General features: G+C 40.2%; 15 protein-coding genes. 10 read left to right on the top strand and 5 right to left on the bottom strand.

Going from position 1 to position 22927, the window contains the following annotated elements; genetic code table 11:
- Positions 1–98: 98 nt before the first annotated feature.
- The 3 genes from VNZ46_RS06660 to VNZ46_RS06650 are packed head-to-tail and all read right to left on the bottom strand — an operon-like array spanning position 99 to position 4117.
- A complete protein-coding gene (locus VNZ46_RS06660; protein WP_325559313.1) occupies positions 99–2003 on the bottom strand; it encodes a 7TM diverse intracellular signaling domain-containing protein in 1905 nt (634 codons plus the stop codon).
- 19 nt (positions 2004–2022) lie between these two features.
- On the bottom strand, positions 2023–2913 hold the full coding sequence (gene bla, locus VNZ46_RS06655) for a class A beta-lactamase, subclass A2 (protein ID WP_414693470.1): 891 nt from the start codon (positions 2911–2913) through the stop codon (positions 2023–2025).
- 28 nt (positions 2914–2941) lie between these two features.
- Positions 2942–4117, bottom strand: a complete 1176-nt coding sequence (locus tag VNZ46_RS06650) for an MFS transporter (protein ID WP_199080505.1) — start codon at positions 4115–4117, stop codon at positions 2942–2944.
- 287 nt (positions 4118–4404) lie between these two features.
- On the opposite strand from VNZ46_RS06650, the gene VNZ46_RS06645 reads away from it, so the two are divergent.
- Positions 4405–5067 (top strand): porin family protein, encoded by a 663-nt coding sequence (locus tag VNZ46_RS06645; protein ID WP_325559311.1) that lies wholly within the window; start codon positions 4405–4407, stop codon positions 5065–5067.
- 45 nt (positions 5068–5112) lie between these two features.
- Here the strand turns inward: VNZ46_RS06645 and VNZ46_RS06640 are convergent, their stop codons facing one another.
- Both VNZ46_RS06640 and VNZ46_RS06635 read right to left on the bottom strand, forming a co-directional pair.
- Positions 5113–6162 carry a hypothetical protein gene (locus tag VNZ46_RS06640; protein WP_325559310.1) on the bottom strand — a complete coding sequence of 350 codons (1050 nt, stop codon included), beginning with the start codon at positions 6160–6162 and terminating at the stop codon, positions 5113–5115.
- A 46-nt stretch (positions 6163–6208) separates the two neighbouring features.
- Entirely contained in the window at positions 6209–6736 is a 528-nt protein-coding gene (locus tag VNZ46_RS06635; protein WP_325559309.1) for a hypothetical protein, read from the bottom strand.
- Positions 6737–6831: 95 nt separating this feature from the next.
- On the opposite strand from VNZ46_RS06635, the gene VNZ46_RS06630 reads away from it, so the two are divergent.
- From VNZ46_RS06630 to VNZ46_RS06590, 9 genes are all read left to right on the top strand, one after another.
- Complete coding sequence (locus tag VNZ46_RS06630; protein ID WP_325559308.1) at positions 6832–7695, top strand: AraC family transcriptional regulator; 864 nt, start codon at positions 6832–6834, stop codon at positions 7693–7695.
- A gap of 72 nt (positions 7696–7767) precedes the next feature.
- A complete protein-coding gene (locus tag VNZ46_RS06625) occupies positions 7768–8454 on the top strand; it encodes a siderophore-interacting protein (protein ID WP_325559307.1) in 687 nt (228 codons plus the stop codon).
- A gap of 128 nt (positions 8455–8582) precedes the next feature.
- Positions 8583–9776 (top strand): ROK family protein, encoded by a 1194-nt coding sequence (locus VNZ46_RS06620; RefSeq protein ID WP_325559306.1) that lies wholly within the window; start codon positions 8583–8585, stop codon positions 9774–9776.
- Between the two features lie 76 nt (positions 9777–9852).
- A complete protein-coding gene (locus VNZ46_RS06615; protein ID WP_325559305.1) occupies positions 9853–13119 on the top strand; it encodes a SusC/RagA family TonB-linked outer membrane protein in 3267 nt (1088 codons plus the stop codon).
- 21 nt (positions 13120–13140) lie between these two features.
- Positions 13141–14748 (top strand): SusD/RagB family nutrient-binding outer membrane lipoprotein, encoded by a 1608-nt coding sequence (locus tag VNZ46_RS06610; RefSeq protein ID WP_325559304.1) that lies wholly within the window; start codon positions 13141–13143, stop codon positions 14746–14748.
- A gap of 83 nt (positions 14749–14831) precedes the next feature.
- Positions 14832–16274, top strand: a complete 1443-nt coding sequence (locus VNZ46_RS06605; protein WP_325559303.1) for an alpha-L-fucosidase — start codon at positions 14832–14834, stop codon at positions 16272–16274.
- A 14-nt stretch (positions 16275–16288) separates the two neighbouring features.
- Positions 16289–18997, top strand: a complete 2709-nt coding sequence (locus VNZ46_RS06600; RefSeq protein WP_325559302.1) for a glycoside hydrolase family 3 N-terminal domain-containing protein — start codon at positions 16289–16291, stop codon at positions 18995–18997.
- Between the two features lie 54 nt (positions 18998–19051).
- Complete coding sequence (locus tag VNZ46_RS06595) at positions 19052–20902, top strand: alpha-L-fucosidase (protein WP_325559301.1); 1851 nt, start codon at positions 19052–19054, stop codon at positions 20900–20902.
- A 79-nt stretch (positions 20903–20981) separates the two neighbouring features.
- A partial coding sequence (locus tag VNZ46_RS06590; protein WP_325559300.1) for a GH92 family glycosyl hydrolase occupies positions 20982–22927 on the top strand: 1946 nt, incomplete at its 3' end.

Genomic DNA, 22927 nt, shown 5'->3' with positions numbered 1-22927 from the left:
TACGGTTCAATACCCTGTGTTTTTTCATCTGAAAAAAGACCTTTTTATAGGGAAAGGACAGAGGAATTCCTGTTGTTTTATGCACAAGCGATCATTACTTAATCTAAAACCAACTCGCTCCAGCCATTTTTATTGGTCTTTTTGAGTTTAGATTTTCGCTCTTCCATAACGGTTTTGATCCGGGTTCCATAGGTCCAGCAAGTACTTTGCCGGATATTCAGCAGTTCTGAAAGCTTGTGCGATGAAATTTTTCCTTTGGAAGAAAAGATCAGGAAGACCATATAAAATGCTTTGTTAATGGGGATCCTGGTGTTGTGAAAAATGGTGTAGGTGGTTACAGATTCTTCATAGCCACATTTGCTGCATCTGCGGCTGTAAGGAATATGGCCGGCATAGAAATGTGTGTTTTTACACTTGCGGCAAATATAACCGTTTTTCCATTTCAATTCTGCCAGAAAGAGGTTGCAGCTTTCCTTGTCCGGATAGATCCTGCTGAACTCTTCAAAGTCCACATCAGCAGACATGACTCTGTCTCGGGTTACTTTCTCTACATTGGTTTGTAGTTCCTGGTTATCTTGTTCCAGAAGAATGTTCATCCTGGTGATCTCTTCTGCCTGTTGGAGGAGCAAGTCATTGGCCTGCTGTAGTTCACTGTTTTTGGCTTCGATGATGAGAGACTTATGAAAAACTTCTTTGGTTCTGGCTTCTACCTGACGCTCCAGTTCCTGGTTCAGATTGTCTTTGAGTTTGGCATTGACTGCCATTTGTTTAATGATCTGTCTTTGGGCTTTGTCCTTTTTCTTTTTTAAGATGCTGACCTTGTCTCCGATAGCAAAGGAAAGGAACACCATTTCAAGAACAAAACAAAAGCTCAAACTATAGTAGCTGATCACCCCAAAATTGAGCCAGTCAAAATGAAGCATGATCAAGAGTTTCATAGTAAAGCCAAGAAATAGGAAGCCGTAGCCTAATACAAAGAATCTTGCCGGCAGGTAACCTTTACTATAAATGTAAATTCCGGTAAAGAAGGCTGCTGAAAGCGGGATGAACTCTATAAACTTATAGCTGAACAAATTTTGATTAAACAGAAGACTATACACGAAAAAAGCAATCCTTAATCCGATGATCCATAAAATAATCTGGTTTAACCGCGGAGCTTTGGCTTTTACATAAAGTAATGCACGTGTAAACAGCAACGCAAATATACTGGCTGCGCACAGGGCAAAGGCATAAGCAATTTGATTCCACCCGGGAGCATTTGGCCAGAGGTATTGGTAGGCTATACCATCATTGCTCATCTCGAACAGACCTACGCTTAAATTGTACAGGACATAGTACAGATATTGTTTTTGCCGGATGGCAATAAACATAATCAGATTATAGAAACTGAAAACCAGAATCATACCGTAAAATATGCCAAAGAAGAAATATTCATTCAGTGCATAAGCAATAAACCATTCTGCACTTCGGAGTACAATAATGGCGTCGGCAACCTGGGAAGACCTGATTTTGAAATAATAGGTTTGAACAAGATCGTTCTTATTGTCGATCAGGAGTTCAAAATTTTTATGCCGTAACACCCTTTGGCTGAATTTATAACGGTCTCCGAATATTTTCGTTTTATATGTTCCGTTGTCTTGCGGGATATAAGCGGTAATATGATCTATGGTTTGATCAAAAAACTCCAGTAAAAAGTATTTTTCTGCTTTACTATTGTGTTTGATCCGAATCCGAAACCAATAGGTTGTATTGAAGGATGTGGCTTGCGGCGTACTTGTCTTGCTGGGTTTAAATTGATTATGATATGTCTTGCTGCTGATTTGATCAAAACTGAGTTTTCCTCCGGGATCTTTCAGTACTTCAATCTGGTTGAATGAGAAAATCTGCTGGCTGACATTGTCATTGACCTCAACAGGGACTTGTGAAAAAGCCCTTAAGCAGATCAGCAGACTGAACAGAAATACAAACGCAGCAGATTTAAATATGGTAAGGTTTTTTAGCATTGGACATACAAAGGTATGATTATTTCCTGCTCATCAACTCATCCCAACTTACTTTACTCAGTTCTGCAATAATGCGATCAGTTGTCTTTTCATCCTCAGTAGTCATAGACACAAACACGGCTATAGCAAAATGTTTTCCATTGGGTAATGTGACGATTCCAATGTCGTTAGTGGCGGCGGTTAAGCCGGATGTATTGCTGCCTGAATTGCCTGTTTTATGTGCAACTTCCGTTGCCGGAGGGAGTAGCCCTTTGATCTTATTTGGTCCGGTGATCGTTTCGCTCATAACTTTCCAGAGGAAATTACGAGAAGATTTGGAAAGGATAGGTTTGGCATAAAATAAACCCAGGAGCTGGGTTGCCGAACGGGCGGTGGACCAATTGGTGAATTGCATTTGATCGTCCCGGTGCATTTGTTCTTCAGTTGCAGCAATGGCAACTTCAGATACACCGAGGCTACGGATATATTGTTGAACCTTAGCCGGTCCACCCATTAACCGGAATAGAATATCGCAGCCATTGTTGTCGCTTTGTGAAACAGTAAAACTTAACAATTCGCTTAAAGAGATTTTTACATTTCCTGCGGGGTATTTATCTCTTAAGGGACTCCATGTGTCGGGTAGAAGGTCTTGTTTCCGAACCAGGATTTTTTGATCGAGCTGAAGCTTCCCCTGGTCTACCTGATGAAGCACAGCCAGTGCCAAATGAAATTTATAAACACTCTGCATAGGCAGGTGTTTTGCACCATTAACAGTAACAGTGTCGCCGGTTTGAAGATCAAGTAAGGAGTAGCCTATGGTTGCTTTATGCGCTTTAATGAGCTCATTTAGCTTATTTCTAAAAACTGATTGTTGGGCAAAAAGCATTGTTGATATGCTGATCAGCACCAGGGTAAATGTAGTTTTTCTCAGGCTTTGTTTCATTCTTGCAAAGGACTGGTTAATTTTTTATTGTTTCTAATATTCCCCGTGTTTTTTTGTTTCTGAGGATCAGCATCCAGGCAAAACCAGCACCAGTTAAGGCCATAAGAGTTCCTACAAATACAGGTGAAGTGTAATCATATCCTGCAGCTAAGGGTAAGCCCCCTAGAAACGCACCCAGTGCGTTACCTATGTTAAAACTGGCCTGGCTAACAGATGCAGCCAGCATTTCGGATCCTTTTGCAGTATTGATCATCAGCATTTGAATAGGGGATGCCAGGGCGAAGGCTACTGCTCCCGTTATAAAAGTCATAACTAAAGAAAGAATCTGATTACCAGAAATATAGTGAACAATGACCAGGGTTGCGGCCATAATAAGCAACAGAACGACACTGGCATTGGCCGGAGAAAAGCGATCCGCAAGTTTACCTCCAGCGAGGTTTCCAACGAACATGCCCAATCCCGCAAGGACCAGTATATAAGTTATGGAATCTGCAGAAAAAGCTGAAACTTCGGTAAGCAGCGGAGCGATATAGCTGTACCAGGAGAAAAGACCACCTGTTCCAATGGCAATCATGAGGATGATCAGCCATGCTTCCGGACGTTTAAAAAATTCGAGTTCCTGTTTTAAATTTCTGTCTTTAGTTGCAGGCAAGGCCGGCAGCCATGCTTTCAAACTGAATAGGGTAATTAAACCAACAACAACGACGATCACAAATGTATACCGCCAGAGAAAATGGTGACCGATATAGGTGCCTAATGGTACTCCAGCTATATTGGCGATAGTTAAGCCAGCAAACATTAATGATACCGCCTGTGCCTCTTTTCCCTTTTCTGCGATTTTACTGGCCACAACAGAGCCAACACCAAAGAATGCACCATGAGGAAGTCCGGCAAGCAGCCGGGCAATAAATAGCGTGTGATAGCCAGGGGCAAAAGCAGAAAGCGCATTGAATGCTGTAAACATGATCATTAAAGCAATCAGGATTTTTTTGGGAGGATAACTTCCTGCAATAACAATAAGTAGCGGTGCGCCGATTACGACGCCCAGGGCGTAGGCCGAAATCAGGTGTCCGGCCTGAGGAATGGTTATGGAAAGATCTTTGGCGATGTCTGGAAGCAGACCCATCATCACGAATTCTGTGATGCCTATACCCAGACCGCCGAGCGTAAGCGTTAGTAGACTTTTTTTCATCAATATAAATTATTACTGTTGAAGCTATCATATGCGACCCGGTTTTATTCAGGTCGGTTTGCGTACTGCTGCACGCGAGGGTTTCATTTATGTTAGTGTAATAAATACACTCCGCAAAATTAAACATATTGCGACTGTTTATTGGTCGGATTTAGGTAAAAAAGGAAGATGGAAGAGTGAAACTTAATCGTTCAATTTATATAATTGAAAGGGGTTGTAACTATTGGTTTAGTTTGTACTCTAATGGATAACTAATCAAATGAATTAAACATAAATTTTAAAAAAAGGTGAAGAAATTATTACTCTCATTAACAATTTTGGCGGGCTTAGGCCTAACGGCTTCGGCACAAACCAGTCCAGTTAAATTTGGCATTAAAGCTGGTGCGGCATTTTCAAATCTTTCTTTTTCCAGTTCTGGCTTTAGTGAAACAGGCGACATTAGTACTTCATTTTATATTGGCGGTACTGTTGATATACCGGTAAGCGAAATGTTCTCTGTACAGCCTGGTCTATTGTATATTGGAAAAGGTACCAAACAAAGCGGCGATCTGGGCGATCTTGGTGATGGCTTTTCAGGTAAAGGAGAAGTTAAAATAAATCCGTTCTATTTGGAGGTTCCTGTAAACCTTGTGGCCAATTTTCAGGCTGGAAGTGGCAAATTTTTTATTGGTGCCGGGCCTTATTATGCTATTGGTTTAGGCGGAAAAGTTAAAGTTAAAGGATCTGTGGGATCTTCGTCTGCGGAAATTAAAGAAGATATTAAATATGGTGATGGGGAAGCATTTAAACGTGGCGATTTTGGTGTTAATCTTTTAACGGGCTACCAGTTAAGTAATGGGTTCAATATTCATGCGGGATATGGACTCGGATTAAGTAACGTTCTTAATGCTGACGGCGACGGGAAAGCGAAGAACAGGGTGATTTCTGTTGGTTTAGGCTATTCTTTCTAAACATCATTTTCTTTTTAAAGGCTTCCTCCTAAGAGGGGGCTTTTTTTATGGGAAATCAAAATAGGCCAGGGTTGTGAATTGTTTTTTGCTCCTATTGGCATCTGTAATAGTTAATGCCCCTTTTCTGAAGAGGCTAATGCCTTCCCAATTGTTCTTTTTTGGGTCAAAAGAGGTTACTGCCTTCCAATTGGTTTCTTTGTAATTTTCTAGGGTTACAATTCGCGCATAATAGGTGGTTTTCTCTCTCAAATAGTCTGGATTTTGGTTTAGGCTATCCCTTAAATCAGGAACTAGTCGTTTCAAATGCTCTTCCTGATGCCTTAAAATATCATTGTCCAGGTAGGCTTCATAATCTCCGTTATAGTAATAATTGATGCCATAAATCTTGCCTTTATCTGTGGCCTGAATATCTGTGATGCGGAAGGGAAGAAAAGGAACGCTAATGCGCTCTGGTACTTTTTTTAATGTAGTATCGATCAGGTAAGCCTGGCCGCCATTTTCCATCCCATTAAATTCATATATAGTGAGAAGCTTGTTTTGGGCGGGCAGGTAAGTTAGGCTTTCAAAACCAGCGTTTTTTATATAAGGGTATCTTTTTAATGAAGTGAAGTGTGATGGGTCTATAAAAATTTGCCCTGTTTTTTTATCGAGTTTACCTTTTAATATGAAACAGTAATCATACTTATCGTTGGTCTCTATGGATAGAAAGACCTGGTCCTTTAAAACAACAATGGCCTCAAATCCTTCATAATATGCTTTTACGGAATCAGGTAACTGATCCAGATTTCTGACTCTTATGATTTTAAATGCACTTAATGCGGTGTCTTTTCCATCTATTACGCGGCTTACACTGTCTATATTGAGGCTGTAAATGTTAAATGCGCTGTCCAGTTTGCTTTCTTTATGGCTTCCGTATTGGGGTAATAAGTACAGTCGGTTCTCGTACAATGACATTCCGGAAAATTCTTCATTGATGCTGTTGATCGCCTGTGGTAAGGGTATAACTTTATAATTTTTCTGTGCAGGAGATGATAATGCCAGTAAGGTAAGGGCTGTGAGGACTGGCCAGAATAAAAGCAGGGGACTTCTGTTCATATGCATGGATAAAGGTAGAGATTAATTCTTTGATTCTTAAAGTCGTTTAATTCAGCATATAGGGTTGGTTGAACAAGTCGGGGTCTACTTTTTCAAAATACAATTGCCGTATATTGATCTTTAGAATGTCGAGATCTTTTTTTGTGATGGGCAAGGCGGTACGGTAGATTTCTTCAGGAAGGTCACAGGTATTATAAGATTCAAAAATAAGGTTGAAATGTTCGGTCTCGTGATGTATGCCAGCCTGAACTAAAGAAATGTTTAATGCTTTATTGATCTTTTTTGTGATCTGTGCGGTTTTATAAAAGCCATAGATATGTTGATAGCTAAGAGATTTTGTGTTGATCACCAGTAGTTCTTTTCCGTAAAAATTCCACAGGGTAAGCCATCCAAAAAACATGCACCACAATGTACCCATGATGAGCAGGCCAAGAAGCCATTCCGCTATTGCGATCCCCATAATGATCAAGCCAATGAGTGTAAAAGAAACCATACCCGTTTTTCCAAGTATGGAAGCTTGATTTTCAATGGAAAGGCGGACATTAATGCCGTCATTGTTGATGTTTACTTTCAATGGATATATACTTCAGAGATTAAGTATATAACGCATAATATAGCAGGATATATATATGTTTTTTTGTTTCTTTACTTGTCCAATTCAAATGCAATATGACCTCAAAAAATACCGGTATACCTGTTCATAAACTTCAGGAAAGAACAGATAAAGGCATTATGATGAGTTATGTTTCTGCGGCAGCGGAACGCGGAAAAATACCTACCACAATGCACCGGGACGATCACTATATCTTTCTTTTCCAGGAGTCGGGAAAGAGTAAAATGATACTCGATTTTCAGGAGATTGAATTGAATGGGGCAGGTGTTTTCTATATTTTGCCTGCTCAGGCACATCAGATTCTTGAGTTTAATCAGACTTCGGGTTGGTTCCTGGCGGTAGATACATCTATGGTTGAAGTCAGATACAGGACCGTCTTTGAAGAGTTTATTGCTCAGCAAAGGCCAGTTAAGCCGGGAATTTCGGATCTGGGGCAAATCAAACAATGTGCGGAACTTCTTTATCTTTTTTTTATGCGGAAAGAACAATCTTTTGTAACTGATACCACCCTCCGGGCTTTAGTTTCCTCCTATGTGGGTATGATTGCTGAGATTTATCTTCTGGACGAACCTCAAAAAGGTATTCGTAATCTTCGTCCTCAGGTGATTACCCGCCAATTCAGGAAAATACTCCGGACCAATTTTAAATCGTTGAAAAAGCCATCTGACTATGCATCAGAACTATGTTTGTCTCTTTCTTATCTCAATGAGTGTGTGAAAGAAGAAACAGGAAGCCCGGTAAGCCACTGGGTGCATCAGGAAATTGTCCTGGAAGCGAAGCGTCTGCTTTGTTATAGCAGTGCCAATGTGAAACAAATTGCTTTTTCACTGGGATATGACGATCATACTTACTTCTCACGTCTTTTTACCAGATTGTCTGGCATGTCTCCATTGCAGTTCAGAAAGCTTTACCGCGAATAGTCCAATCTTAACCCGGGATATTCTATTGTTTGTAGCTATTTTTGGCGTTTTTTTGTGGTATAATTTACGGTAATGAATATTATAAAAAAGAAAGCAATGGATATGATGGAAAGAAAGCTTTCCAGAACGGGTCATGTACTGGAAGTCAGAGCATGGGATCCGGCAACGTTTTTTGAAATCGATTTACATCTGCCTGGCTTGAATATGGAAAAATGGCAGAGCGTTCAGCATATGAAGGTTAAAGTGGACGATTTTATATACCGGGATTATACCCCAGCTATGTGGGATGCCGAGACACACACTTGCACCTTACTGGTTAATTCGTCACATGACGGCCCTGGGAGTAAATGGGCTTCATCTTTGAAAAAGGGAGACACTATTTTATACCTTGGCGTAGGATCAACCTTGCATAAACCTCTTAAAGATAAACCTTTGCTTTGTCTGGGAGATAGCAGTAGTATAGGACACTTTCTCGCCTTACAGCAACTGGCTAAAGGTAAGACGGAAGTCTATGGTGCGGTAAGTTTTAATGAAACTAAACATATGGAGGCTTTTAAAGAATACTTTATAACGGGCCTGCAGCCGATTCTGGAAAAAAGCTGGGATATTTCATTGCTATCCTGGATTGATGAACAGCCTCTTGAAGATCATTGTATTTATATTACAGGACATATCCCTACTGTTACAGAGTTAAGGAGGTATATAAGAAAAAGAGAAGATTTTAGCGGAACAATTAAAGCTCAAGGTTTTTGGGCTTAGCTTGGGATTTCTTTGTAGAAAAGTTCTTGTAGTTTTTAAAAAACATGCAGGTACTTAAAAAATAAATTAAAAAGTATTCTTGTTTTTCGATTGTTATTTATTAAGTTTGGTCTTGCTAACCAAACCAAATGACTGCAACCATTGAAAAAGGACATCTTCTGAGGGCTGATATAATAAAGAAACTTTATTATAGAAGTCCGCTTTCTCTAACTGAACTCAGTAAACTGACAAAGAAGAGTTTGCCACTGGTGACTAAGGTGGTGAATGGATTGGTTCAGGATGGTTATGTATGCGAGCAGGGGCTTGCGCCTTCTACCGGAGGTAGAAGAGCCTCTTTATTTCTCCTCAATCCGGAGATGCAACGTTATATCGTTTCTGTTGCCATGGATCAGTTGACCGCCAGAATGGTGATCTATGATCTTTCTAATACTATTGTTCTTCCCATTAAAACACTTGAGCTTTCTATTACTGATGACCCGGATGCAGTGGATAAACTGGTTTCGTTTATTTATGAAAACATAGAGGCTTCAGGTATTGATAAAGAAAAGCTTCTGGGTATTGGCATTGGTATGCCAGGTTTTATCAGTGTAGAGGATGGAGTAAATCATTCTCATTTGAAAACCAAAGATGGTTCACACCTGGGGAAATACCTGACAGCTAAACTTGGTCTTCCTGTATTTATGGATAACGATTCCAGTTTGATTGCCATGGCTGAACTTAATTTTGGTGCAGCCGTTGGTAAAAGAGATGTAATGGTGGCCAACATAGGTTGGGGTACAGGCTTGGGGATGATTGTTAATGGTCAGCTCTACAGGGGAAGTAGCGGTTATGCCGGAGAGTTTAGCCATATTCCATTATCCAATACCAATAATCTATGTTCTTGCGGTAAAAGGGGATGTTTACAGGTGGAGACTTCTTTGCTTGTCATGACGCAGCGTGCCAAGGCTGAGATCGAAGCAGGTGCAGCAACAAGTATGCGGGAACTTTTTAAGGATCAGAGCAGGAATATCGGAGAACTCTTTCTGGAAGCCGCCAGCCAATATGATCCATTGGCGGTTTCTATTCTTTCAGACGCCGCTTTTCTTATTGGAAAAGGACTGGCTACCCTAATACATATTATGAATCCGGAATGCATTGTATTAAGTGGACGTGGTGCTATAGCGGGTAAAATTCTTTTACCACCTATTCAGCAGGCCATTAATGAGTTCTGTATTCCGAGAATAGCCGATCAAACTTCTATAGTGCTTTCAGAATTAGCGGCTGACGCAGAGTTATTGGCTTCAGCTAGTTTAGTGATTGAACACAGTCACTTTAACAATTAATGAGTACTGAATTTTAGCTTAAATACCACCAACAAATTATAACTAAATCGAATTATTAACCAAAAACTTAATCAACATGAAACAGATTTACTCCCGATGCTTAAGTATTTTATTGTTAAGTTTATTAACAATATCTGCTTATGCACAAAAGACGATATCGGGGACCGTTAAGGATGCTACAGGAACACCAATTCCAGCTGTAAGCATTCTGGTAAAAGGTACAAAAACTGGGGTGAGCACAGATGCGAATGGTAAATTTACCATTTCTGCTTCTGAAGGAAGTGTCTTGGTATTCCGTTATGTAGGATATAAAGCACAGGAAGCCGTTATAGGGGCTTCAACTTCTATTAATATTATTCTCCAGGACGACAACAACAACTTAAATGAGGTAGTGGTGACAGCCATGGGTATTAAACGCCAGGAAAAGTCCTTGGGTTATGCCGTGAGCACTGTAACTGCTAAACAGCTGACAGAGGCTGGTAATACTAACTTTGCATCCGCATTGTATGGTAAAGCAGCTGGTGTGAAAGTAACGACTGCTCCAGGTGGAGCAAGTAGTGCGGTAAACGTACAGATCAGGGGTATTAACTCTATTAGTAGTAACCAACAACCCCTATACGTCGTTGATGGTGTGATGATCCGGAATGATGCTCAGAATGGAGCGGATGGTGCGAACAATAATAATTACTGGGGCGATCAGCGTATTAGAGGAAATGGTATTTTGGATATCAATCCAGCGGATATCGAAAGTATGACCATATTAAAAGGAGCGAGTGCTTCGGCATTATATGGTTCTGATGCAGGGAGTGGTGTAGTTGTAATTACGACAAAGAAGGGATCAAAAAACAGAGGTTTAGGTATAGATTTTAACTATCAAGGCTCTGTTGATAAGGTTGCATTTCTTCCAAATTTTCAAAACGTATACGGACCTGGTTATGATAGAGCAACCAATTTAGCAAATACAGGCCGTGAAGATGGCTGGATTGCCGATGCAAGTTCTCCGACAGGTTTGAGACCTTATTTTAGAGCTTATGCGAACTTTGGACCGAAAATGGAAGGCCAGCAGGTAAAATGGTGGGATGGATCTATTCGTTCTTATTCTCCTCAACCAGATAATTACAAAGATGTATATCAAACAGGCTATACTTCCAACGCCAATGTTGCGATTTCCAATCAGACGGATGCGGTTAATTACCGTTTTTCAGCTTCTCGTCTAGATTATAAAGGAACCCAACCAGGAAATACAGGTTCTAAAAATTCTTTTAATTTGAATTCTACAGTAAAACTGTCTCCAAAAGTATCAACAGATCTTGTTGTTAGTTATGTAAACACACTTACACATAATAGACCCTATCAATTAGGACAGGTACTGGGCTCATTTGGTGGTTTCTTCAGTCGTGCAGAGGATATGAACCTAATGAAAGAAAAATTCCAGACTAGCAATGGTTATAAATATGCAACTTTTGATCAAACCACACGTCCAGAACCTTTTATTTATAATATCAGAGCGACGAACTTATTGGATTTTTACTGGCAACAGCTAAAAAATACTTATGATGAAAATGAAAATAGGTTGATCTCGAGCTTTACCTTAAATTATGATATTGTTAATCATTTGAAGTTCAGAGGACGTATTGGTAATGATTATACTGCTGCTAAAACTGAAAATCGTCAGTATAATGAATACCCTATAGCGTTGAACGGTAATACCAGTAGCGGAGGTTACACAACGACTCAAGGGCAATATGGGATTTTATACGGAGACGCTTTGTTGACATACTCCAATAAAATTGGTCACGATTTAAACGTATCTGTAAGTGGAGGTTACCAAGGTAGAAAAGAAACTTATAAAGATCTTAGTTCCAATACCAAAGATGGATTGGTATCGGAAAACTGGTTTTCTCTGAAGAATTCGTTTGGTATACAGGAGACAAATGAATCCAGAAAAGAGCAATTAAAGTACGCTTATTTGGGTATGTTAAACTTATCTTATAAAGATTATCTCTTCTTAGAAGGTACGATGCGTCAGGAATATGCTTCAACTCTTCCTCCAAAAAATAATAGTTATTCTTATTATTCTGTAAACGGAGGTTTTGTATTTAGTGACCTCTGGAAATTGCCTGAATTCTGGAATTATGGTAAATTAAGAGCGTCTTATGGTGTTGTTGGAAATCCTGCACCTATGTATAGAGCGAATATCGTATACACTCAAAACTCCCTTCAAACTATCAATGGATCTGTCCCTTCTATGACAACGGCTAGTGCCTATGGAAATGATAATTTATTGCCTGAGATGAAGCATGAAGCTGAATTTGGATTAGAAATGAGATTCTTAGGTGGACGTCTTGGCTTGGATATGAGTTACTACAATAACCGGGTAAAGAACCAGATTGTACCGCTTCAAGTAAGTTCTGCGGTTGGGGCACTAAGCCAAATCGTAAATGTGGGTGAAGTTGGAAGCAAGGGATTTGAACTGGCTTTAAATGCAACACCGGTAACAGTGGGTAAATTTCGTTGGGATACCCGTCTGAATTTTTCTATGAATAGGTCTCGCGTAATCTCTTTAATGGAGGGAATGTCGGAATTGAATTTCTATAGTTCTGACCAGGCAACAGCTAAAATTGTAGCCAAGGCAGGAGAAGAACTAGGCAATATTTATATCCGTCCAAGATTGACCGATTCAAAAGGTAATTATGTGATCAATGATGATGGTTTTTATGTAATGGACAATTCTACTTACGTAAAGGCTGGAAATATTATGCCTAAAGCAGTTGGTGGTTTCTCTAATACCATAAGCTATGGTAATTTCGCTTTGGATTTCACAATTGATGGTAGATTTGGAGGAAAAATGGTAGCGCCTAACCTTAAATTCATGCGTGGTGCTGGTATGCTTCAAAACTCTATGCAGTACAGGGATGCTGCTAGCGGTGGTATAACTTATACAAGTAATGGAAAAACCTATAATGACGGTGTATTGCTTCCGGGTGTTAATCAGACGACAGGACAGCCAAATGCTAAAATTATTTCAGCTGCCGACTATTATTTGACTACATATAATTGGGGTGAAGGATCTTTAACTGAAGGTGAAATTTTCGACAACAGTTATATTAAAATGAGAGAAGCAGTATTGAGTTATAAAATCCCAGCTTCTTTCACCAGTAAATTAAAAATAAGCAATCTGAAATTTTCACTTGTTGGACGTAACCTGTTTTACATCTGGCGCAACCTGAAAGATTTAGATCCTGAAGCGCCATTAGGTAACATGTGGTGGTCGCAGGGAGTAGATGTAGGCTCAACTGCTGCATCAAGAAGTTTTGGTTTTTCTTTGAGCGCGAATTTTTAATCGCATTAATTAGGACATATTATGAAAAAGTTAATTATAAATATAGGTATCTTTTTAGTAGCAGCTACCACATTAGTGAGTTGCAAAAAGGAGGTTGGAGATAAATATTACGATCCCGAAAAGGCACTAACTGCTAGTCCTGCCGGTCTTTTTACCGGGATGTTAAATAATGATCGGATTGCATCCAAATATTGGAATGTGCGTACTTTTCTTTGCCAGATGCCTGGTGTATATGCGCAAACTTCTTATTTTTCCAATGGCAATACTGCTTATCAACAAAGCGATAGCTATTCACAGAATTACTGGGACGATTTTTATTCAACCGGAGGAAATGGAAGTGCATGTATGGCGCAATATCGTGCAATGGAGGTGAGCTATAATAAGCTTTCTACTGCTGATAAAAATACACAGCAAATTATTATGCAGGCAGCTAAGGTGGTGTTAATCGAACAGGCTGCAAAAATGGTGGATCTTTGGGGAGATATTCCTTATTCTGAAGCGGGATCTTTAGAAACAGGAAGCATGATTAAAAATCCAAAGTTTGATGATCAAAAGGCACTGTATGCGAGCTTTATCAACGATTTGACCACAGCGGCAGCTTTTTTCAAAGCAAATCCTACAAATAAGGATTTTTCAAAAGCCGATATTCTTTTAAAAGGTAATGTAGATCTTTGGGCTCGTTACGCAAACTCACTAAAATTAAGATTGTTGATGCGTACTTCTAAAGTGGATGAAACTAATGCAAGAACTGCTGTATTGGCTATGCTAAATAATCCAGCAACGTATCCTTTGGCTGATGGTGGAAATACCGGATCTTATAGTCCAGCCGCTTCTGATATCTTACTTCAACCCTTAACCAATAGCACTAGTGATTTAAGCGCTGCCTTCACCGAAGGTAGCTGGTATGCTACAGATTATATGTTGAATACAGTAATGCTTAAGGCCAATGATCCACGTATTCCTGTTATTTATGATAAATATGGCAGGACTGTCAAAATCAGCGGTAAAGATGTTTTTGTTCCTAACAAGGACTATAAAGCCATGCCGATTACATTTACTTCTTCTGAGCAAGAGACAAATTATCCTGACTATTCGGTGCTTGATTCAGCAACATTTCTTTTTAATCAAAAATTGCCGGGTATTGTAATAACAGCTTCAGAAGTAAATTTACTGAAAGCTGAGGCCTACGAAAGATGGGGAAGTACATCTGATGCGAAAACAGCCTACGACAATGCTTTGAAACAATCTGTTGCATTTTATTATTATCTAAACAATTTAAATCAGGGTGGTGGTTATGTAAATCTTCCTGCTCCGGAAACTTCTCTGGTAGATGCTTGGGTAAATTCATCAACAGCTACTTATACAGGTTCTTCTCAGGAAAAATTAACTAAAATTTATACTCAGAAGTGGGCGCATTTGGGTGTGCTTCAATCTATGGAAGCTTGGTCTGAATACAGAAGAACAGGAATTCCTGCACTAACTTTTCCATCAAACGGTAAGTTATCTGGCTATGAGACTCCTCCAACGAGATTAATTTACCCTGCAAAGGAGAAAACATTAAATGCAGCTAATTATCAAGCTGTTCAAGCGAAAGATACTCGTAAAACAAAAATATTCTGGCAGCCTTAATGGGGTAAATTAATGACGGAAAGATAAATTCATATACTGTCCCGGTTACCTTTGTAGCCGGGACATTTTTATAAACAAAAAGGATGAAAAAAGAAATTATACTGATCACCTTGCTGGTCTTTGGATTAGGCAAGTTAAAGGCACAGGAAAATGGTGTCCATCACCAATCTACTATTTATGAATGGCCAACAGACCCACAGGTTAAACAAAAGCTGGACAACTGGCAGGATAAAAAATTCGGAATGATTGTTCACTGGGGCCTGTATGCCGTTCCTGGAATCATTGAATCCTGGTCCATTTGCTCTGAAGACTGGATAGACAGGGACAGTACGGTTACTTATGATGACTATAAGAAATGGTATTGGGGTTTAAGTAAAGAGTTTAATCCTGTGAAATTCAATCCTGAACAGTGGGCAAAAGCTGGGAAAAGTGCTGGGATGAAATACCTGGTATTTACGACTAAACATCATGATGGTTTTGCTATGTTTGATACTAAGGAATCAAATTTCAGTATAGCTAAAGGTCCATTTGCAGGAAATCCAAAGGCAGATGTAGCGAAATATGTTTTTGATGCTTTTAGAAAACAGGGCTTTATGATCGGTGCCTATTATTCCAAACCAGACTGGCACTCACAATATTACTGGTGGTCTAAATATGCTACTCCCGATCGGAATAATAATTATGATATTAAAAAGAATCCATGGAGATGGAACCAGTTTAAAAAATTTGCTTATAACCAGATTGGTGAGCTGATGCACAACTACGGAAGTATCGATATTTTGTGGCTGGATGGTGGTTGGGTGAGACCATTGGAAACGGTTAACGAAGAAGTATTATCCTGGGGAGCAAAAATTCCAAATTGGAGCCAGGATATTGATATGCCTAAAATTGCCCAAATGGCTAGAGAAGCCCAACCAGGACTTTTGATGGTAGACAGAACTGTACATGGTCCATATGAGAACTATCAAACCCCGGAACAAAAGATACCTGACACTCAATTGAACCATCCATGGGAAAGTTGCATGACCTTAGGTGGTGCCTGGGGATTTGTTCCTAAAGATCAGTATAAACCTGCAGGTGAAGTTGTGCATAAGTTGGTGGAAATTGTAGCCAAAGGAGGAAGTTTGTTGTTGGGCATTGGACCAAGGCCAGACGGTACATTACCTGAGGACGTTATAACAAAACTTAATGACATTGGTAAATGGACATCTGTAAATGGTAAGGCTATTTATAATACCAGGATTACTAAAAACTATCATAGTGGACAAACCTGGTTTACGCAAAGTAAAGATGGTAAAACCCTGTATGCAATTTATTGCATCAAAGAAGGAGAGAAACTACCTAATGAAATTAGCTGGACAGGTAATTTACCTAAAAAGGGAACTTCAGTCTCATTAATATCTAATGGTAAGAAATTAAAATGGAAAGAATCTGATGGAGGAATAAAACTGTCGCTACCAGAAAGTCTTGCGAAACAGGACTCCGGCATTGCCCTGGCCTTCGAATTCAGTCCTGCCACTTTATAATTAAAACATCTGAAATGAGATTTACGAATTACAGGATGAATAAGGTCGTATTTATTCCATGTTTGTTGTTGCTGCTTAGTCAGGTTGTATGGACTAAAGATGCGAAGGGGCAATCTAAGCCTGACCAACCTTTGTATAAAAATCCCAAGGCCGATATTGATTCGAGGATTAGAGATCTGCTTTCCAGGATGACACCAGAAGAGAAATTCTGGCAGATGTTTATGATTCCGGGTGATTTGGACGGCGTTGACAAGAACCGCTATAAAAATGGAATATTCGGGCTACAGGTAAGTGCTGCTTCTCAAGGTGGTGGTGGTGCCGGTCAAATGCTGACCTATAATACTCAGGAAAATGCTTATTCCCTGGCAAAAAAAGTAAATTCGATACAGAAATACTTTATAAACGAGACACGTTTAGGTATTCCTATTATAGCCTTTGATGAAGCGCTTCATGGTCTGGTTAGGCAAGGCGCTACTGCCTTTCCGCAGGCGATTGGCCTTGCAGCTACTTTTGATACGAAGATGATGGGGCAGGTTGCAAATGCGATTGCACAAGAAGCAAGGCTGAGGGGAATCCGGGACATTTTAACCCCGGTGGTCAACATTGCATCAGATGTTCGCTGGGGTCGTACTGAAGAGACATATGGAGAAGATCCTTTCCTTTCTTCGCAGATGGGACTGGCTTTTGTAAGTGCCTTTGAAAAACAAAATATTATTACTACGCCCAAGCATTTTGTAGCAAATGTTGGCGACGGAGGGCGTGACAGCTATCCCATTCATTATAATGAGCGCTTGCTGGAGGAGATCTATTTTCCTCCATTCAAAACGGCTATACAGCAAGGGAAAAGCCGCTCTTTAATGACGGCTTATAATACTGTGGATGGGGTTCCATCCACATCCAATGCTTACTTGTTAAGTCAGAAGCTGAAAAGAGAATGGGGATTTAAAGGCTTTGTGATCTCGGATGCCGGAGCGGTTGGTGGATCAAACGTATTGCATTATACTTCCTCTGGTTATACGGATGCAACAAGACAGGCCATTATTGCTGGCCTTGACGTCATTTTTCAAACCGACTATGATCATTATAAACTGTTTATTCCGCCTTTTCTGGATGGATCCATTCCACAGGCCAGAATTGATGATGCCGTTTCCCGTGTGCTTAGGGCAAAATTTGAACTGGGTCTTTTTGAACATCCTTATGTTTCTGAAAAGGAGGCTCAAAAGGCGATTGACGATAAAAGTCATAAAGCAATTGCCAGACAGGCGGCTCTGGAATCCTTTGTGCTCTTAAAAAATGAAAGATCTGTATTACCGTTTAAAAATATCAGCAATATACTTTTACTTGGGGAAGATGCTGTTGAATCTCGTTTAGGTGGATATAGCGGTGCCGGGAATGGAAAAATAAGTATCCTGGATGGGTTAAAAAAACGTGCAGGTGATCAGATAAAAGTGACTTATAGCAAAGGCAGCAGCCGGGATCCAATAAATTATTTACCTATAGACAAGAAGTTTTTAAAAGCAGATACAGCAAATGGGCTAAATGCCCAATATTTCGGAAATTTAACACTAAGTGGTGCCCCCGTTTTTAGCAGGCTTGATCAGGGTGTTAATTTTAACTGGACACTTTCTTCTCCAGACGAGCGTCTTGCCAAAGACCAGTATTCCGTTAGGTGGCAGGGAGATATTACTGCACCATCGACGGGAACTTATCAGATTGGTTTGGAGGGAAATGATGGTTACCGTTTATATCTTGGTGATCAATTGCTGATTGATCAGTGGGAGAAAAGGTCCTATCATACACAATTGGTATCCTTTGCATTTGAGCAAAACAAAGCTTACCCTATTCGTATTGAATTTAAAGAACCGAAAGGCAATGCCCATATCAAATTGATCTGGAATTATGGGGTGCCAGACCGAAAGAAAGAAGAGTTGGAGGAAGCGGTTAAACTGGCCGCCCAGGCAGATGTTATTGTGATTGCTGCCGGGATTAAAGAAGGTGAATTCCAGGACCGTGCTATGTTGAGTTTGCCTGGTAATCAGGAGGCTCTGATTAAAGCGATGGAAAAGACAGGAAAGCCAGTTGTTGTTTTACTGGTTGGCGGGAGCGCCATTACCATGAACAATTGGCGGGATGATGTGAGTGCTGTAGTTAACATATGGTATCCAGGTGAAGAAGGAGGAAATGCAGTTGCAGAAATGTTATTTGGAGATTACAATCCTTCAGGACGTTTGCCAATTACTTATCCTGTTCATGAAGCACAACTGCCCTTAGTTTATAACCATAAGCCAACCGGACGCGGAGATGATTACAATAATTTAAGCGGTGAGCCTCTTTTTCCATTTGGTTTTGGGTTAAGTTATAGTCAGTTTGATTATAGCGATTTGAAACTGAGTAAAAAGGAAATCCTCAAAAATGAACAGTGTATTGCGAGTTTTACTTTAAAAAATACAGGAGCATATGATGGAGAGGAGGTGGTACAGTTATACATCAGAGACTTGCTTTCTACTGTAGCCAGACCTGTCCTGGAATTAAAAGGTTTCAAAAGGGTGCCTCTGAAAGCTGGAGAATCGAAGACAATAACTTTTGATATCACTCCAGATATGCTGGAAATGCTAAATGCGGATATGAAAAAGACAATAGAAGCGGGTGATTTTAGAATAATGATCGGATCTTCGAGCCGGGAGTTATCATTAAAAGATACTTTGACAATTTTAGATAAATAACTATAAAAACCAATAAAGCCGGGACGTAAAATCTTCTCGTTAAATATTATGCTAATGAAAACAACCAAATTGAACAAATTCTCTGTAATGCTTTTGCTCTTGCTGGCAGGTAAAGGCCAGGCGCAAACTATTCAAAATCAAAAAATGCAATGGTTTGAAGATGCTAAGCTCGGTATATTTATACACTGGGGAATTTACTCTGTAAATGGCATTTCAGAATCCTGGTCATTTTTCAATAATTATACGAACCATGATCTGTACATGAAACAACTGCAAGGTTTCAATGCTTCGAAATATAACCCCGTAGCGTGGGTGGACCTGATCAAGGAAAGTGGTGCAAAATATGCGGTTATAACGTCAAAACATCATGATGGCGTTTCTCTTTGGGATACCAAGGCACCTAAAGCCATCAGTACTCTAAATCAGAGTGCGGCCAAGAGTGATGTATTGTCTCCTTTTGTTGCGGCACTGAAGAAATCGGGATTGAGAACTGGTATTTACTATTCTTTACCTGACTGGAGTTATCCGGATTATGATGGCTTTACCCGCGACCGGAAACGCTATAGTTTGAAAGAAGAGCCTAAGCGCTGGAAAACATTTTTAAGCTATCAGCAGCAACAACTTAAGGAACTATCTGTAAAATATAACCCGGATTTATTGTGGTTTGATGGGAACTGGGAGCATAATGATGCAGAATGGGAAGCACCTGTAATCAAGCAATCTCTTGAAAAATACAACCCGAACATTATTATTAATTCCCGTTTGGATGGTCATGGAGATTATGAAACGCCTGAGCAGGGAATTCCAGTGCTGAAACCTGAATCAAAATATTGGGAACTGTGTTATACGATGAATGACTCCTGGGGTTATCAACCTTTTGATACCAAATATAAATCTTCTAATATGATCATCCGCACTTTGGTCGATTGCATTAGTATGGGAGGAAATTTATTGCTGGACATTGGTCCGGAAGCGGACGGATCAATTGCTCCGGAACAGGTGGCTATTTTAAAAGGACTTGGACGCTGGACAAAGAAACATGCAGAAGCCATTTATGGCACCCAGACCGGTATACCTGCAGGACATGTAAACGCTAAAACGGCTTTGTCTAAAGATAAAAAGACGTTATTTCTGTACTTAGATTATAAAGATCAAACAGGAATTGCACTCAAGGGTGTTTCGTCGGACATAGAAAGAGCAGATGTAGTTGGTTACCAAGGTAAAGGATTGAACTTCAGTAAGCCCGCAACCGGAGCTTATGTTTTGCAGATTGCTCCAGAAGCTTTTGATAAAGACGTGACTGTAGTTAGGATTCAATTTAAAGAGCCATTAAAATTGACAGAGGTTACAGTACCTGCCCAAACGGCCAAAGAGCTCCTGACAGCAGATAAAAAGCAGTTTTCGGCAGCCTGGAAAATCAAAGATCTTACTGATCAGATCAGCAAAGGAATCAATCCGTTCGTTTCAACCAATTTGGCGGCAGATGCGCTTAATTTTAAGCCTTCGGTTACGCCTTTGGACCTTGAAGTCAATGACTGGGTAGTTAAACATGCCGAAGTATTGTATAAAACAGGGGCAGGAATTCCTGAAGGACATTATCAGGGAAGGACTGCGCTTTCAGCAGATCAACAAACATTGTATCTTTTTGTAGAAGGTCAGCCGACAGGTCCGATTGCTATAAAGGGCCTTAAAAACCAGATCAACAGAATCCGTATTGTAGGTGATGGAACAATTCTTCCTTACAGCATTTACAATAAACTGTATTGGAGTAAAATTCCGGGAATTGTGTATATTGATGTGCCTGCAGCCAGACTAGATAAGACCATGACGGTAATTGCAGTACTTTTGGACGGACAGGCAGACTGGTACCGTGAGAAGGTTGGAGCAATCGAAAGTAATATGTAAGCGTAGACTAAAAATAAAAAAACATCCTGTTTTTAGGAAAAAAACGCTTAATTTAAACGATCAAATAAAAACAATCATAATGTCTTATAACCATTCCACTTTTACAAAGAACTTGGTTAAAGGTTTTATTGGCTGCTGCCTTGTATTGCCTTTTAATTCTACCAAAATCTTTGCGCAAAATGCGAAACACACACAACTAAAACGTTTAACTGAATATGTTGATCCCTATATTGGAACTGGGGGGCATGGACACGTATTCCTAGGTGCAAGTGTTCCTTATGGCGCGGTACAAACTGGTCCTACCAATATTGTAAAGGGTTGGGACTGGTGCTCAGGTTATCACTACTCAGACAATGTATTAATCGGCTTCTCCCAGATGCATCTTAGTGGTACTGGTATTGGAGATCTTGGGGATGTACTCGTTATGCCTTATACCGGCAAAGTAAGAACCAACAGGGGCACTCAGGAAGATCCTACTTCAGGATATGGTTCTCACTACTCTCATGACCGCGAAACAGCCCGTCCCGGATACTACTCCGTTCAGCTGGATGATTACAATATTAAAGCAGAATTAACAGCTTCAGAAAGAGTTGCTTTGCACAGATATACTTTCCCGAAAGATCAACCTGCCAACATCATCATCGATCTGAAAGAAGGCATCGGTTGGGATGCTCCGGTAGAAACTTTTATCCGTCAGGTAGATGAATATACCCTGGAAGGCTATCGTTATTCCAAAGGTTGGGCAGAAGACCAGCGGGTGTGGTTTGCAGTTAAGTTATCTGTGCCGGTAAAACAATTCCTGGTATTTGACGGAGATAGCAAACAAACAGGAAACTTCGTAAAGTCGAATGCAGCCAAGGGGGTTATCTCCTTTGATAAATCTCCAGGACAGGTCATGCTGAAAATAGGTATCTCTCCGGTAAGCAGCGAAAATGCACTCGCTAATATCAAGGCAGAAATTCCAGGCTGGGATTTCACGAAAACAGTGAGTACTGCCGATGCGAAATGGGAAAAAGAACTGTCTAAAGTAAAAATAGAGACAAAAGACAATGCGGCACGCCGGGTATTCTACACCGCAATGTATCATACCATGATTGATCCTGCATTATTCAACGATCACGATGGCAGCTATCGGGGCACCGATAAAAAAGTATATACTAATCCAGGTTTTGATAACTATTCTGTTTTCTCTTTATGGGATATCTACCGTTCGTGCGCGCCATTGAGTACTATCCTGCACCCCGAAAAGGTAAACAGCTTTGTGAACTCTATGCTCGCAATTTACAAACAACAGGGTAAGTTGCCAGTATGGCACCTGATGGGCAATGAAACCAATTGTATGGTTGGTTATCATGCCGTACCACCTATTGTAGATGCTTACCTGAAAGGCTTTACTGGTTTTGATGCAGAAGAAGCATTTGCGGCTATGAAAGCTACGTCCAACCGTGATGATCTGGGATTGAAATATGTAAAGGAGTTGGGGTATATTCCTGCCGATAAGGAATATGAATCTGTTTCAAAAGCTATGGAATATGCGATCGATGACTGGTGTATCGCCGCTATGGCAAAAAAAATGGGCAAAACTGCCGATTACGAATACTATAAAAAACGTGCGGGCTACTATAAAAATTATTTCGACAAAAACATCCGCTTTGTTCGTCCGCGGATGAGCGATGGCAGCTTCAAAACACCTTATGATCCGTTCAATTCTATTCATGAAAAAGGTGATTTCACCGAAGGTAATGGCTGGCAATATACCTGGTTGGTACCACAGGATGTGGAAGGATTGATCAATCTGATGGGGGGTGATGATGCGTTTACTCATAAACTCGATAGCCTCTTTACTGCTAAAGGCGATATGGGGGCACAAGCTTCCAACGATATTTCTGGTCTCATTGGGATGTATGCTCATGGTAATGAGCCTAGTCATCATGTTACCTATATGTATGCTTTCTCCGGCCAGCAATGGAAAACCGCTGAAAAAGTAAGACAGGTCATGAAAGAGTTTTACTTCGATAAACCAGA

Origin of the sequence: Pedobacter sp., from assembly GCF_035566355.1 — a bacterium.
Taxonomy (GTDB): Bacteria; Bacteroidota; Bacteroidia; order Sphingobacteriales; family Sphingobacteriaceae; genus Pedobacter.
The sequence above is the reverse complement of the archived record's forward strand: the minus strand, read 5'-3'. Positions and strand labels throughout refer to the sequence as shown.

Coding starts and splice junctions, on each gene's coding strand:
- VNZ46_RS06630 (WP_325559308.1), top strand. CDS start 6,832: ATGACCTCAAAAAATACCGGTATACCTGTTCATAAACTTCAGGAAAGA.
- VNZ46_RS06595 (WP_325559301.1), top strand. CDS start 19,052: ATGAAAACAACCAAATTGAACAAATTCTCTGTAATGCTTTTGCTCTTG.
- VNZ46_RS06605 (WP_325559303.1), top strand. CDS start 14,832: ATGAAAAAAGAAATTATACTGATCACCTTGCTGGTCTTTGGATTAGGC.
- VNZ46_RS06625 (WP_325559307.1), top strand. CDS start 7,768: ATGAATATTATAAAAAAGAAAGCAATGGATATGATGGAAAGAAAGCTT.
- VNZ46_RS06660 (WP_325559313.1), bottom strand. CDS start 2,003: ATGCTAAAAAACCTTACCATATTTAAATCTGCTGCGTTTGTATTTCTG.
- VNZ46_RS06640 (WP_325559310.1), bottom strand. CDS start 6,162: ATGAACAGAAGTCCCCTGCTTTTATTCTGGCCAGTCCTCACAGCCCTT.
- VNZ46_RS06600 (WP_325559302.1), top strand. CDS start 16,289: ATGAGATTTACGAATTACAGGATGAATAAGGTCGTATTTATTCCATGT.
- VNZ46_RS06615 (WP_325559305.1), top strand. CDS start 9,853: ATGAAACAGATTTACTCCCGATGCTTAAGTATTTTATTGTTAAGTTTA.
- VNZ46_RS06610 (WP_325559304.1), top strand. CDS start 13,141: ATGAAAAAGTTAATTATAAATATAGGTATCTTTTTAGTAGCAGCTACC.
- VNZ46_RS06620 (WP_325559306.1), top strand. CDS start 8,583: ATGACTGCAACCATTGAAAAAGGACATCTTCTGAGGGCTGATATAATA.
- VNZ46_RS06650 (WP_199080505.1), bottom strand. CDS start 4,117: ATGAAAAAAAGTCTACTAACGCTTACGCTCGGCGGTCTGGGTATAGGC.